The sequence below is a fragment of the Deinococcus aquiradiocola genome, assembly GCF_014646915.1.
GTDB lineage: Bacteria > Deinococcota > Deinococci > Deinococcales > Deinococcaceae > Deinococcus > Deinococcus aquiradiocola.
This window is the reverse complement of sequence record NZ_BMOE01000001.1, coordinates 154,603-168,533: the sequence shown is the minus strand read 5'-3', so window position 1 is coordinate 168,533 and position 13,931 is coordinate 154,603. Positions and strand designations below refer to the sequence as shown.

Here is a 13,931-nt window from a genome sequence, read left to right as displayed (position 1 = left end):
CCACGCCATGACACGGGCGCCCTGCCGGAAGTCTCTGGCGGGGCGCCCGTGCTGTGCGGACCTTCCCTTACTTGAGGGTCTTGAGGTACGCCTGCAGGTTGCTGATCTCGGTGGTGGTGGGCGCCTTGCCCTTGTCGCCCGCGAAGCCGATCTTGCCCCAGTTGGGCATGGGGGCCTTGAGGGCCACGCCGTGATCGTCGACGCTCTTCAGCATGGCGCGCCTGAAGATCGCGGCGCTCCACCCGGCGGCCTCGTGCAGGTTCGGGCCGACGTTCCCCTGGGCCTTGGCACCGTGGCATCCGGCGCAGTTGGCGGTGTAGATGGCCTGCCCTGACTTGACGTTGACGGCAGCGAGGGAGGTTCCGGCGAGCAGCACCATCAGGGGAAGGATTCGGGACATACGTCACTCTAGCGGGTTCAGGTAATGGAACGGTATACCCCGCTCGCCGCCCGCCCGGAGGCCGGGTCAGCGGTCCGGGAAGAGGGCCGCCACGTCCGAGCGGCTCGGCGCGAACGCGCCCGGCCTGGAGCACGCGGCCGACGCGACCCGCAGCGCGAACGCGAGGTGCTCCGGCCAGATGGCGTCCGGGCGCTGCGTGGCGCTCACGAGCAGGCCCGCGCACAGCGCGTCGCCCGCGCCGACCGTGTCGGCCACCTGCACGCGCGGGGCGGGCAGGTCCGCCCGGCCCGCCGCGTGGTACAGGCTGGCGCCGTCCCCGCCGCGCGTGATGACGATGGGCGACTGACTGTTCAGGCCGCGCAGGACGCGCATCGCGGCCGCCTCGTCGTGGTCCGGGAAGAAGAAGCACAGGTCCTCGTCGGACAGCTTGATGAGGTCCGCCTGCCGCATGACGCGCTCGAAAATCGGGCGGTACGCGGGGTCGCGGTGCACGATGCGGGCGTTCGGGTCGAAGCTGACGCGCACCCCGGCGGCCTTCGCGTCGTCCATGACGCGCAGCAGCGTGTCCGCCAGCGGTTGCCGCGCGAGGCTGATGCCGCCCAGGTGCAGCCAGCGGGCCGCGCCCGTCCAGCCGTGCGGGAGGGCGGCCGCGTCGAAGGTCAGGTCGGCGCTGTTCTCGCCCAGGAAGCGGTACGCGGGCGGCGTGACGCTGTACACCACGGCCAGCAGGGTCGGCTCTGGCGCGTGCTGCATGAACCTCGGGTCGAGTCCCGACGCACGTGACGCCTCCGCGAGGTCCTCGCCGAAGTTGTCCTGCCCGACCGCGCCCGCGAACGCGGCAGGCACGCCGAGGGCAGACACGGCACGGGCGACGTTCCATGCCGCGCCGCCGGGGTGCGCCTCCCAGCGGTTGCCGCCTGCGGTCACGAGGTCGGTCAGGGCCTCACCGGCACTGACGATGAGCGGTAGGGTCGCCACGCTGTCCTGAGTCATGCGCTGAGTGTAGAGGAACGCCGCCCCAGTGCGTGCGGGACGGCTGCACAGGCCCCCTCCCTTCCGCCCCCGGCTTGATCTGGCGTTTACCCGGTGGGCTGGGCGACCATCCACGCCCATGAACGCCCCGACACTGGAGCGCATGACGGTGAATGTGGTGGTGACGGGCGCGGCCAGAGGGATCGGGCGCGCGATTGCGGAACTGTACGCGGAACGTGGGGCGCACGTGCTGAGCGTGGACCTGACGCTGCCGCCCGCCCTGAAGGGCCAGGAGCGCCTGAAGGCCGACGTGGCGAGCAGGGCGGGCCGCGCCCGGATTGCGCGCGCGGCGAGGGAGAAGCTGGGGCGGGTGGACGTGCTCGTGAACAACGCCGCGTACCAGGGCGCGCACGGCAGCGTGCTGGACGTCAGCGAGAGCGGCTGGCAGCGCACGCTGGACGTGAACCTCAGCGCCCCGCTGATGCTGGTGCGGGAACTGATCTCGCTGCTCCCGCAGGGCGGCGCGGTCGTGAACGTGGCGAGCGTGCAGGGGCTGTTCGCGGAGCAGGACAACGCCGCGTACAACAGTTCCAAGGGGGGCCTCGTGAACCTCACGCGCGCCATGTGCCTGGACCTCGCGCCGCGTGGCCTGCGCGTGAATGCCGTGGCGCCCGGAGCGATCAGCACCGAGGCGGTCATGGCGTCCATCGACGCGTCCGCCGACCCCGCGCAGACGCGCCGCGACTACGAGGACCTGCACGCGCTGCGCCGCATCGGGGAGCCGAGGGAGGTGGCGCAGGCCGTGTACTTCCTGGGGTCGCCGGAGGCGAGCTTCATCACGGGCGTCATCCTGCCCATCGACGGGGGCATGACGGCCAGCTTCATGATGGCGGGACGCCCCGTGTAAGAAGGCCGAACAGGCGCAGGCCCACCCCCCCTGTTCCGGGAGGTGGGCCTGCGTCTGCCAGGGTGGGGCGTTCAGGTCCTGGGTTTGCGGACCACGTCCGGGTACTCGGGCGCGGCCTGCGGTTTCAGCAGCCCCGCGAGGTCAAGAGGGACGCTCAGGACGGTGCGGTCCCCGAGGTTCAGGTCGTAGGTGCGGGTGGCAGGCGTGTAGCGGGTGCGGCTGCCTCGGAGGAGGGTCAGGCCGGACAGCGGCACGTACGCGCGGCCGTCCAGGGTACGGACGGTGAGCGTGACGGGCGGCAGGCTCTGCGCGCTGCCCGCGTAGGGCGCGAGGGTGGCGCTGACGTTGGTGCGGACGAGAAGCTGCGCCTGAAGGGCCGCCGTGAGTTCCGTGAGCGGCAGGTACACCACGCCGTCCTGAGCGCGCGCGCCGCGTCCGGCCTGCGTGGCGGCGAGCTTCGCGGTCTGGGCGGCCTGCGCGGCCAGCTGTTCCGGCGTGGGAGCAGGCGCAGTGGGAGGTGTGGGGGCGGGCGTGGTGGGTGCCGGGGGCACGGTGCCGGGCGTGCCCGTGGTCGGCGTGCCGGGTTTCGGGGTGGTGGGGGTGGGCGTGCCGGGTTTCGGGGCGGGGGCTGTGCCGGGCTTCGGCTGCGCGACGGGCGCGGTCGTCACCGGGCGCGTGGCGGCCACGCGGATCGCCTGCGTGCGCGCGGCGGCCTCGGCGGGCGTCAGGGTGCGGCCCACGCCGGACGGCGTGACCCGGTACGAGCTCCACGGGCCGTTCGCCTGCGGTTTCTGGCCCGTGATGGCGCTCAGGTTGCCGCCCTGCGTGCTGAAGTACAGGGTGCCCGCGTCCGACACGGACACGGACGTGTCGATCTTCAGGTTCGGGTTGATCTTCCACAGTTCCGTGCCGTTCACGCCCACGGCGTGCAGCGTGCCGCCCAGGTCCCCGACCACCAGCGTCCCGTCGCTGAGTTCCACGGCGGGCGCGGCGGTGGGGTTGCCGAGACTGAAGGTCCAGGCGGGCACGCCGTCCGCGTTGAAGGCGTACAGGTTCCCGTCGTAGCTCGCGACGACGACCAGGCCGGTCGCGGTCACGATGGGGCTCGCGTTCACGAAGAGGCGCGTGCCGGCCGACCAGCGCAGCTGCCCGGACGGGTCGAGGGCGTACACCTTGCGGTCCCCCGACCCGAAGTACACGTTCCCGGCCGCGTCGAGGGCCGGACTGCTGAACACGGACGAGCCCGCCTGGAAGGTCCAACGTTCCCGGCCGGACGCGTCGAGGGACGTGACGCGTCCCGTCTGCGACCCGAACGTGATGTTGCCGTTCAGGTCCACGGCCGGACTGCTGAAGACCGGGCCGGACGCCCGGTACTGCCACAGGACGCGGCCGCCCGCGTCGAGGGCGTACACGCTGCCGCCCGCCGTCGCGGCGACGATGCTCCCGTCGGCCCGCAGCGCCGGGGTGGCGTAGATGTCACCGTCGAGCTTCGTCTTCCAGACGAGCTTGCCGGACGGGTCGATGGAGTACAGGGTGTCGTCGTAACTGCCCGCGATGACGCCACCGCCGGGCAGCACGATCGGCTCGGCCCGGCCGATGTCACCGAAGGTGAAGTTCCATTTCTCCACGCCGCGCGAGTCGGTGTGGTGCAGTTTGGCGTCCGCGCCGATGAAGTACAGGTCGCCGCTTGGGGCGACGCTCACGGAACCGATGACTTTCAGGTCCTTGGTCCAGCTGATCTGGGGGGCGGTGGCGGCGGTGCTGGACGCGCCCGGCAGCACGCCCAGCAGGGACGTGGTGAGCAGCGCGGTAAAAAGTCTGATTCTCATGACTTGAAGGAACTCCTTTACGCTTTCTTAGAAAAGCTTATGAAAGGGCGGGGGTACGGTGGACGTCCGTACACTAGCGCCCTAAGATGCGACTTGATATGAAAAAGATTCTCATCCTGACCGCCTTCGCCATGGGAAGCCTCGCCGCCGCCCAGACGACCACCACCACCACCACGACCACCGAGACCACCGCTCCGGCCATGATGGCGGCCCCGGCGATGACCCCGGAGGAGAGCTTCGCCAAGGCGCAGGAGTACGCCACGCAGGCCGACGTGGCCTACCCCATCCCCTTCTACGACCGCACGCTCTGGAAGGCCGCCGTGGACGCCGCCTACATGGCCGCGAGCGGCGACATGGGCAACCGCGACTACACCGCGTACCTGGGCCAGCTGTACACCAAGACCCAGTGGTGGATCAACGCGTACAACGTCTGGACCAAGCTGAGCGACCTGACGGACGCCGAGAAGGACTGGGCCGCGCTGAGCGCCGCCAAGCTCGCCTACATCGCCCTGAACCGCGGCGACAAGACCACCGCCAAGATGTACGTCGACAAGGGCATGAGCTGGAAGAGCACCCCCAGCCTGATGGCCATCCAGAAGCGCCTCTGACCTCAGCCTGAACCTCACGCAGTCCTCGCGCCCCGGCCAACGCCGGGGCGCGCCCTTGTGTCGGCTCTGGAGGCGTATCAGCTCTGGAGGCGGTGGACGCTGCTGCCTGCCGCGCTCTTGGTGACGAGCAGGTGGTGCGGGAGGCGTTCGGAGAGGCTCTCGATGTGCGTGATGACGCCCACCATGCGTCCCCCGGTCCGGAGGTTCTCCAGGGCGCCCGCGACCGCTTCGAGCGCCTGCGGGTCGAGCGTCCCGAAGCCCTCGTCGAGGAACAGCGCGCCGAGGATCTGGTTCCCGGCGAGATAGTCGGAGAGGGCGATGGCGAGGGACAGGCTGGCGAGGAACGTCTCCCCGCCCGACAGGGTGCGGACGGCGCGCGTCTCGCCCGCGTTCCAGAGGTCCTCGACGGCGTACTCGCCGTCCTGCAGGCGCAGGCGGTAGCGGCCGTCGGAGATTTCGAGCAGCAGCTGGCCCGCGCCGCTCAGGAGGCGCGACTCGACTTCCTGCAGCAGGTACTGCTGGAAGGCACTCACGCCGAGCGACGACGCGAGGGTCTTCCAGGTGTCGAGTCGGGCGGCGAGGTCGCGCGCCTCGTCTTCCAGGGCGGTCTTGCGGGCGAGGCGTTCGCGTCCGGACGTGAGGCGCTGCGTGAGCTGTCCGGCGAGGCCCTGCGCGGCGCGGATCTCGGCGTCGAGGCCCGCGAGTTCGCGTTCGGCGGTGCTGAGCTGGGCCGGGTCGAAGGTCTGCGTGCCGAGGCGGCGTTCGAGGTCGGCGCGTTCGGCGCTCAGGCGTTGCCGGAGGTCCTCGTGCGTCTGCGCGGCCGTTTCGAGCGCCTGGATGTCCAGTTCGGGCAGGGCGGCCGCTTCGGCCTGCTCGGCGCTCAGGCCGAGCGGGGCGAGATGGGCGTGCAGGGCGTCCTGCGCGGCCTGTGCTTCGCGGGCGCGTTCGTGTTCCTGCGTGCGGGCCGCGTCGGCCTGCGCGGCGGCGGCGGCGTGCTGGGCCTGCGTCCGGGCGTGCGCCTGCCGTGCCGTGTCGTGCGCGTCTCGCAGCGTACGGATCTGGCCCTGCACGCGGGCGAGTTCCTGGGTGGGCTGGCCGCCCATGTCGCGCAGCTGCCCTGCCAGTCCGGCGAGGTAACGGGCAGCGAGGTCGGCGGGGTCGCCCTGGACTGTGGCGGCGAGCGTCGTCTCGGCCTGCCGGAGGTCCGATTCGCGCAGGTCGAGGTGCTCCTGTTCCTCCTGCAGGCGGGTGGCGGCGCCGTCCAGGGTGCGGGCGCGGGCGCGGGTGTTGACGTTCAGGTCGTTGTAGCGGGTGCGGAGCGCTTCGAGTGTCAGTTCGAGGCGGCTGATCTCGTCGTTCAGGACGGCGAGGCGCGCGGCGGGTTCGGCGGCGTCCTGCGGGGGGACGGTGAGGACCGTCTGTTCGCACAGTGGGCAGGGTTCGCCGGGGTGCAGCAGGTGGCGGTGCGCGAGCACGCCGAGGCGTTCCTGCAGCGCGTCGCGTTCCTGCTTCAGGGTGTCCTGTCGCTGCTTGCCGCTCAGCCCGTCGCGTTTCACGCGGTCCTGCTCGGTGAGTTCGCGGGCCTGCGTCTGTTCTTCGAGGGTGTGGTCGGCGCGGCGGCGCTGCAGGGCGGCGCGTTCCGCGTCGAGCTTCACGCGTTCCAGGGCGTTCTTGCGGGCCTTTTCGGCGGCCTGCGCGGCCTGTCCGTGCTGGGCCTCGTCCCAGGGGAGCGGCTGCGGGTGCGTGCTGTCGGGGCGGCCCCCGGCGAGCCTGAGGCGCACGGCGAGTCCTTCGGCTTCGCGCAGGGCGGCGATGCGGGCCTCCAGCGCGGGAATGCGGTCCAGGGCCGCGAGGGCGGCCTGCACGGCCGTGTCGGCCGTCCCGGCGGCGCGCCCGGTGACGGTCAGGGCGTCCTGCGCGCGCTGCGCGGCGAGCGTGGCCCGGTCGAGGGCCAGGGCGCTCTGGCGGGCCTGCACGGTGAGCGGCAGGACGGCCGCGACACGGCGCGCGGCAGCGGCCCGCCCTGCACCCTCGCGGACACTACCCCCCTGCGCCTCGTGGCGGTCGAGGGCCGTGCGGGCCGCCGCGAGCGCCTGCACCAGCTGCCCCAGTTCCCGCTGGCGGGCGACGCTCACGGTCAGGTCCTCGCGCGCGTCCCGCAGCGTCTCGGCGCGCGCGTCGGCAGCGGCAAGCTCGGCCGTCCAAGCGGTCAGGGTGTCCTGCGTGACGTCGGCGTACTCGTTGTCGAGCAGCGCCTGCCGCGCCGTGAGCTGCGAGGTGTACGTGCGGGCGCGGTCGCGGGCGAAGGACGCCATCTCGCCCACCTCGCCGAGGTTCAGGAGGTCCCCGAGGAGCTTCTGGCGTTCGCTGCTCCTGCCTTTCAGGAAGGTGGCGAACTCGCCCTGCGGGAGCATCACGGCGCGCGTGAACGCCTGGTAGTCCAGGCCGACCGTGTCGACGATCAGCTGGTTGGTCTCGGTGACCTTGCCGCTGGCGCGCGATACCCAGCGTCCGGCGGCGGGCGAGTCGTCCGGGTGCCAGCTCTCGAAGGTGAGGGCGTTCTGGCTGGCCTTGCGGCCGCGCGTGCGGGCCACGCGGTGCCGCTGTCCGCGCACCTCGAACTCCAGGTTGACGGACGCGCCCTGCTCGTTCTGCGAGATGAGGGCCTCCATGCCGCTCGCCCCGAGGCGCGGCGTCTGCCCGTACAGCGCGAAGGTCATGGCGTCCAGCAGGGCGCTCTTGCCGCTGCCGGTCGGGCCGACGATGGCGAACAGGTCCAGGCCCGTGAACTCCACCTCCTGATGCAGCCGGAACGGCATGAAGCCCTGCACCTGCAGCCTCACGGGCTTCATGCGTTCACCCCGCCTTCCGTGTCGCCCTGACGGACGGCCTGCTGCGCCTCGAGGAACGCGGCGCGCAGCGCGTCGGGCAGCGCGCCGGACTTCTCGCTGTAGTACCGTTCGTACAGTTCCAGGCGGCTGAGGCCCTCACGTTCCGCGAAGGGCGTGACGTTGCCGCCCTGCTGGTCCGGCGCGTCGAGGTCCACCGCGAGGACGTTCGGGAGGATGCTGAGCACCTGCGCTTTCAGGCCCGGCAGGGCCGTCCCGGCGGGCGCGCTCACCACGACCTTCAGCAGGCCCTGGAAGTCCCGCACCTCAGCGAGGCGGCGCTCCAGGGTGTCGTGCGTGACGCGCAGGGTCCGCAGTTCGCGCCCGCTGGCGAGCGGGATGGGCGTGACGGTGGCGGGGCGGCCCGCCGTGACCTCCACGAGGTTCACCTGCTTCTGCTCGCCCGCCTCCCCGAAATCCAGCTGCAGGACGCTGCCGGGGTAGTGGGCGTTCACGGTCTCCCCCACCGCCTGCGGTTTGTGGACGTGCCCGAGCGCGGCGTACTGCGTGCCGGGCGGGAACTGCAGGCCGCTGACGGTGTACGTGCGGCTCAGGTCGAGGGTGATGCTGCGCTGCCCGCTGGGTTTCGCGCCGTCCAGGGTGGTGTGCAGCATCATCATGTTGACGGCGCCCGCCTCGTAGCTGCGGCCCACGAACTCCATCAGCTGGCCCATGCCGTCCCGGAACTTCTGCCGCCACGCGCCGACATCCTGCCCGAGCAGGTCGGCGGCACGCAGCAGGCGACGTTCGGACAGGAAGGGAATGGCGCCCACCACGAGGCGTTCGCCGCTGCGCGTGTCGATGGTGCGCGTCAGCTGCGTGAGGTCCTGCGGGAGTTCGGCGACCATCTGCACGCCGACCCAGCCGAGCAGGCCGCTCAGGCCGCTCAGGCGGGTGGCGCTGTCGTGGTTCCCGGCGATGACGACGCTCGGCACGCCGAGTTCCTTGAGCCGCAGGAAGAACTCGTACACGACGCGCTCGGCACCCGCGGGCGGGTTGGGCGCGTCGAAGAGGTCGCCGCTCACGAGGACGGCGTCCACGCGTTCGGTGCGGGCGAGGCCGGTGATCTCGGTGAGGGCGTCGTGCAGTTCGGCGGTGCGGTCGTGCCCACGGGTGATTCGCCCAGCGTGGAAATCGGCGGTGTGAAGTACGCGCATGACCGACAGGGTAGCGCGCGGGGAGCGCGGGGACGGCGTCGCCTGCACGTTCCGCCCCCTGCGCCTCCCGAGTGCCGGGAAGCGTGCGGGCGGGTCAGTCGCTCCAGCCTTCCAGCACCACCTTGCCGATCACGCTGCGCGTTTCGAGATCGCGGTGCGCCTCGCGGAGGTTCGCGGCGTTGATGGGCGTGAGGGTGCGGGCCACGAGGTCACGGAGTGTTCCGGCGTCGATCAGGTCCGCCACGCGGTTCAGCAGGCGGCCCTGTTCGGCCATGTCGTCCGTCTGGAACATGCTGCGCGTGAACATGAACTCCCACGCGAAGGTGGCGCTCTTCTGTTTGAGGAGCGCGAGGTCCACGTCCCGTGCGGAGTCGATGGCGACCACGCCGCCCTGGGGGAGCAGCACGTCCACGATGGCCTGCCAGTGCTGCTCGGTGAAGTACGTGCTGTACACGTAGTGCACGCCCTGGATGCCGAGGGCGCGCAGCTGGGCGGGCATGTCGCCGGTGTGGTCGATGACGTGGTGCGCGCCGAGCTGCGTGGCCCACGCGGCGGATTCGGGGCGGGACGCGGTGGCGATGACCTGCAGGCCCGCGTGCCGGGCGAGCTGGATGGCGATGCTGCCGACGCCGCCCGCCCCGCCGATGATCAGGACGCTGCGGCCCGCGTGCCGTCCGTCCGGGTCGATGTGCAGGCGGTCGAAGAGGCCTTCCCAGGCGGTGATGGTGGTGAGCGGGAAGGCGGCCGCCTGGGCGTGCGTGAGGGTGCGGGGTTTGCGGCCCACGATGCGTTCGTCCACGGCCTGCAGTTCGGCGTTGCTGCCGGGTCGGGTGTAGTCACCCGCGTAGTAGACCTCGTCGCCGGGCCGGTAGAGCGTCACGTCCGCGCCGACGGCCTCGACGATGCCGCTCGCGTCCCAGCCGAGCACCTTGGGCGGGTCGTGCGTCACGTCCTGCGCTTTGGGGGCGCGGACCTTGGTGTCCACGGGGTTCACGGAGACGGCGTGCACGCGGACGATCAGGTCGCGCGGGCCGGGCGTGGGGGCGGGCAGGGTGAGGTCCTGCAGGCTGGCGGGGTCCGTGACGGGCAGGTGGCGGGTGAATCCGGTGGCCTTCATGAGGGCATTCTGTCGGGGTGGGGGCGTGGGGGCGGGGCGGCGCGTCACGTTCTGCGGGCGGGCCGGGCCGGGGGGTTTCTTCATGTGCGGCTCATGCGGTGGGCGCGTGGCGGGCCGGACGGTGCGCCCCCGCCTGCTATGCTGTGACCGTAATGGCCGTACCGCAGACCGACCCCTCCCTCAGCACCATCGACGTGAAGGGCAGCATCAACCGCGTGCGCTTCCGGGCCGAGAGTGGCTTCACGGTCGCCCTCGCCCACCTCAGGAACGCCGAGGGCGAGGACCCGGACGCCATCCTCGTCGGCGTGATGCCGCCTCTGGAGGTCGGAGACACCTTCAGCGCGCACGTCGTGATGGAGGAACACCGGGAGTACGGCTACCAGTACCGCGTGCTGAACCTCGTGCTGGAGGCCACGCCCACCGACCTGACCGAGGGCGGCGTCGCCGCGTACCTGGAGGCGCGCGTGGACGGCGTCGGCAAGGTCCTTGCCAAGCGCATCGCGAAGCACTTCGGCGGGCAGACCTTCGACATTCTCGGCGCGGAACCGGAACTGCTGCTGCAGGTGCCGGGCGTCACGCAGGCCACCCTGCACAAGATGACGCAGAGCTGGGGCGCGCAGGGCTCCGAACGGCGCCTGCTGGCGGGCCTGCAGGGCCTCGGGCTGAGCATCACGCAGGCGCAGCGCGCCCTGAAGCACTTCGGGGAACCGGCCCTGGAGCGCCTGAGCCTCGACCTGTACACCCTGACGGAAGTGGAAGGGATCGGGTTCCTGACCGCCGACCGGCTCGCGCAGGAGGCCGGGTACGCCCTGGACGACCCGCGCAGGCTCACGGCGGCCGCCGTGTACGCGCTGCAGCAGGCGGCGCAGCAGGGCGGGCACAGTTACCTGCCGCGCGCGCGGGCCGTGAAGGGCGTCAGTCACTACACGCGCGTGAACGCCGAGGCGGCCGAACTGGCCCTGCAGAGCGCCGTGGAGCTCGGCCGCCTGAAGGACGACGACGGCCGCATCTACCTCCCGCAGACGCTCCGCACCGAGAAGAAGCTCGCGCAGGCCGTGCGGCTGCTGCTCGCCACGCCGCCCAGCAGCGACTGGGAGGTGCGTGAGGACGCCGCGCGCGGCCTGGACGACGCTCAGGCGAGCGTGCTGGAACTGCTCAGAGATCAGCGGCTGGTGGTCCTGACGGGCGGCCCCGGCACCGGCAAGTCCACCACCACGCGCCGCGTCGCGGACCTCGCGGAACGCCTGGGCCTGGAGGTCGGCCTGTGCGCCCCGACCGGCAAGGCCGCCCGCCGTCTCGGCGAGCTGACGGGACGGCCCGCCAGCACCATCCACCGCCTGCTGGGGTACACGCCGGGCGGCTTCCGGCACAACCACCTGGAGCCCGTCATGCAGGACCTGATCATCGTGGACGAGGTCAGCATGTGCGGCGACGGACTGCTGCTGGCGCTGCTGTCGGCCGTCGCGCCGGGCGCGCGCGTCCTGCTGGTCGGGGACGTGGATCAGCTGCCGCCCGTCGACGCGGGCCTGCCGCTGCAGGCGCTCACGCAGAGCGCGCCCACCATCCGGCTGCAGCAGGTGTACCGGCAGGCGGCGCAGAACCCGATCATCTCGGCGGCGCACGCCCTGCAGCGCGGCGAGACGCCCGTCTGGTACGGCGAGCAGGGCCTGACGGGCGAGCGCGGCACGGACGCGCGCCTGTCGCACGTCCCGGTCGAACCGGACGGCGGGGCGCGGCGCGTGGCGCTCCTCGTGCGGGAACTGGGCGGGCCGTACAAGGTGCAGGTGCTGTCCCCCATGAAGCGCGGCCCGCTCGGCGTGGAGATGCTGAACCACCACCTGCAGGGCCTCTTCAACCCCGGCGAGGGCGGCACCCGCATCGCGGACGGCGAGGCGCGCCCCGGCGACATCGTCGTGCAGACCAAGAACGACTACACCAACGAGGTCTTCAACGGCACGCTCGGTACGGTCCTCGCCGCGTCGCCCGGCAAACTGCAGGTGGATTTCGAGGGGAACGTGGTGGAGCTGGGCGGCGCGGAGCTGTTCAACCTGACGCTCGGGTACGCGCTGACGGTGCACCGCTCGCAGGGCAGCGAGTGGGAGACGGTGCTCGGCGTGCTGCACGAGGCGCACGCGCCGATGCTGAGCCGCAACCTCGTGTACACGGCCCTCACGCGCGCCCGCGAACGCTTCGTGGCGGCCGGGTCGGAACGCGCGTGGGCCATCGCGGCCGGACGGCAGCGCGAGGAACGCTGCACGTACCTGCTGGAACGCATCCGCGGCCAGGCCTGATACTGTTTTGAGCTGAACTTTTGAAGTTCGGCCGAGCAAAGCGAGCACCAACAAGTACGGTTTTGAGGAGGTGGAAGCGGGCAAGCGTCCTCATGGGCGCTGTTTTGCCCAAGAAGGGATGTCGGTGTTGTTCCCGGCATCCCTGGAATCGGATCAGACCCGTATGCCACCGGGCTGCTCAGGCAGACTTCACGGCCCACCCGCCCTGTGCGGTGTGGGTTGTGGTTCGGCGGGGACCGTGCTGATGCGGTTCAGGTGAGGGCGGCGACGAGGGCGTCGCGTTCGGCGGTCTGGACCTGCAGCGTGCCGAGCAGGACGTGCACGGCGGTCTGCGTGGCGTGTCGCGCGGCAGGCAGGAGGGGCACGCCGATCATCTCCCACACGGCCCGGACGCGTCCGGCAGGGCCGGTGTCCGGCGGGTGGCCGAGCAGGTACAGGGCGTCCAGCGTGTAGGGTCCGGTGGCGCGGTCCGGGTCGAGGACGTGTTTGCCGTGCGCGTCGGTGGGGGTGTGAAGCAGGTCCGGCGCGAACAGGTGCAGGCTGTGGGGCCGCAGGCGCAGGCCGTGGTCCCAGCCGAGCACCTGCCGGGAGGGGACGTGCAGCCAGGCCCAGTCCTCGGCCACCAGGGTCCATCCGGCCTGCAGGAGGCGCAGGGCGGCGGTGCTCTTGCCTGCGCCGCTGTGGCCGGTCACGGCGACGGTCCGGCCACCCCGGTGCAGGACGGCGGCGTGCAGGGCGAGGAGTCCGGCGGCGCGCTGCGTTTCGGTGAAGGCGAGCAGGCGTTCGGCGGGGCTGGCGCCGGGGTGCAGGGCAAGCTGGCTGCCGTGCGGGGTGACGGTCAGGTGGAAGCGGCCGTCGGGTGTCCAGGCGTGGTCGCCGCTGACGTGCAGGTGCAGCGGGCCGTTCTGCGTGCGGACCTGGGTGAGGGGTGGCGGTTCGTCCGGCGTGGGGGCGGGGTGGGGCGTGACGTGCAGGGCGTGCGTGGCGGGCCAGGGGCTCGGCTGCCGCTGCCAGTCGCGGGCGAGGTCGTCGCCCTGGCCGGGCGGGGCGTGTCCGGTGACGTGCAGGGCGAGGCTGTGGAAGTCGAGCGGGTCGGTCACGCCTGCCGGAGCATGTCGAGGCGCACGAGGTCCGTGAGGAGCGCGTCCAGGTCGGTGCGGGCCTGTCCGGCGGGCACGTCGTAGGTGGCGAGGACGGCGGCGAGCAGCGTAGGGGTGGTGGCGGGGAGGGCCTGCCAGGCGGTTCGGGCGACGGCATTCAGGCTGTACATCTGGCTGGTGCGGCTGTGCAGCAGCACGAGTTCGTCGCCGAGGTCCGTGACGAGGACGTCCGGGTCGGCGTGCCAGTGGGGGTGGGTGGACGGGTCCGTCATGGGTGAACGATAGCGCGGGGGGTGGCGTGGAGGCAGGAACAAATAATTAAGATTTAATGAATACGAACTCATGATGAGCAGAGATGAAAACATGACAAAACGCACGTTAGATTGGAGGGACGCTGCGGCCCAGGCCGTCAGTCGCGACCGGAGGATTTCTTGAACGACCTGCGCTCCACGACTCTCCTTCCAGACCAGAGTGCCCCCACCCCGCGCCAGCCGTACGTAGCCCCGCGCGTCCAGCCGCTCGGCGAGTGGTCGGCCCTGACGCTCGTCACCTCCCTGCCGATCGGCCCTGGCGGCCTGGTGTTCGGCGGCCAGCACCAACCCTGAAGACCCGCGCTGCCCATGTGGCGGCGCGTTTCCGTTTGGTAGCGGTCCCACGATCTC

12 protein-coding genes are annotated in these 13,931 nt (G+C 71.7%); 4 read left to right on the top strand and 8 right to left on the bottom strand.

The features are described 5' to 3' along the window. Window positions 1–67 precede the first annotated feature (67 nt). Both IEY33_RS00825 and IEY33_RS00820 read right to left on the bottom strand, forming a co-directional pair. Entirely contained in the window at window positions 68–400 is a 333-nt protein-coding gene (locus tag IEY33_RS00825) for a c-type cytochrome (protein WP_188960337.1), read from the bottom strand. 66 nt (window positions 401–466) lie between these two features. Continuing rightward, entirely contained in the window at window positions 467–1,393 is a 927-nt protein-coding gene (locus IEY33_RS00820; protein WP_188960336.1) for a carbohydrate kinase family protein, read from the bottom strand. Between the two features lie 118 nt (window positions 1,394–1,511). Here IEY33_RS00820 and IEY33_RS00815 point away from each other — a divergent pair, with 118 nt between their 5' ends. Next, window positions 1,512–2,279 (top strand): SDR family NAD(P)-dependent oxidoreductase, encoded by a 768-nt coding sequence (locus tag IEY33_RS00815; protein WP_188960335.1) that lies wholly within the window; start codon window positions 1,512–1,514, stop codon window positions 2,277–2,279. 71 nt (window positions 2,280–2,350) lie between these two features. On the opposite strand, the gene IEY33_RS00810 is transcribed toward IEY33_RS00815, so the two are convergent. After that, entirely contained in the window at window positions 2,351–4,108 is a 1,758-nt protein-coding gene (locus IEY33_RS00810; RefSeq protein WP_188960334.1) for an outer membrane protein assembly factor BamB, read from the bottom strand. A gap of 98 nt (window positions 4,109–4,206) precedes the next feature. On the opposite strand from IEY33_RS00810, the gene IEY33_RS00805 reads away from it, so the two are divergent. Beyond that, a complete protein-coding gene (locus IEY33_RS00805) occupies window positions 4,207–4,716 on the top strand; it encodes a hypothetical protein (RefSeq protein ID WP_229670651.1) in 510 nt (169 codons plus the stop codon). Window positions 4,717–4,793: 77 nt separating this feature from the next. On the opposite strand, the gene IEY33_RS00800 is transcribed toward IEY33_RS00805, so the two are convergent. The 3 genes from IEY33_RS00800 to IEY33_RS00790 form a co-directional block, all read right to left on the bottom strand. Then, complete coding sequence (locus IEY33_RS00800) at window positions 4,794–7,568, bottom strand: AAA family ATPase (RefSeq protein ID WP_188960332.1); 2,775 nt, start codon at window positions 7,566–7,568, stop codon at window positions 4,794–4,796. Beyond that, window positions 7,565–8,761, bottom strand: a complete 1,197-nt coding sequence (locus IEY33_RS00795; RefSeq protein ID WP_188960331.1) for an exonuclease SbcCD subunit D — start codon at window positions 8,759–8,761, stop codon at window positions 7,565–7,567. Before IEY33_RS00795 ends, IEY33_RS00800 begins: the two co-directional genes overlap by 4 nt. A 94-nt stretch (window positions 8,762–8,855) precedes the next feature. Further along, complete coding sequence (locus IEY33_RS00790) at window positions 8,856–9,962, bottom strand: zinc-binding alcohol dehydrogenase family protein (RefSeq protein ID WP_229670650.1); 1,107 nt, start codon at window positions 9,960–9,962, stop codon at window positions 8,856–8,858. A 68-nt stretch (window positions 9,963–10,030) separates the two neighbouring features. Between IEY33_RS00790 and recD2 the strand changes: the two genes are divergently transcribed. Next, entirely contained in the window at window positions 10,031–12,169 is a 2,139-nt protein-coding gene (recD2, locus tag IEY33_RS00785; RefSeq protein ID WP_188960330.1) for an SF1B family DNA helicase RecD2, read from the top strand. Window positions 12,170–12,420: 251 nt separating this feature from the next. Here recD2 and IEY33_RS00780 read toward each other — a convergent pair whose 3' ends face one another. Both IEY33_RS00780 and IEY33_RS00775 read right to left on the bottom strand, forming a co-directional pair. Beyond that, on the bottom strand, window positions 12,421–13,269 hold the full coding sequence (locus IEY33_RS00780) for a phosphoenolpyruvate carboxykinase (ATP) (protein ID WP_188960329.1): 849 nt from the start codon (window positions 13,267–13,269) through the stop codon (window positions 12,421–12,423). Continuing rightward, window positions 13,266–13,541, bottom strand: a complete 276-nt coding sequence (locus IEY33_RS00775) for a PqqD family protein (protein WP_188960328.1) — start codon at window positions 13,539–13,541, stop codon at window positions 13,266–13,268. The genes IEY33_RS00780 and IEY33_RS00775 overlap by 4 nt, the downstream gene beginning before the upstream one ends. A gap of 159 nt (window positions 13,542–13,700) precedes the next feature. Between IEY33_RS00775 and IEY33_RS00770 the strand changes: the two genes are divergently transcribed. Further along, window positions 13,701–13,874, top strand: coding sequence for a hypothetical protein (locus IEY33_RS00770; RefSeq protein ID WP_188960327.1), 174 nt, complete (start codon window positions 13,701–13,703; stop codon window positions 13,872–13,874). The last annotated feature ends 57 nt before the right edge of the window (window positions 13,875–13,931 follow it).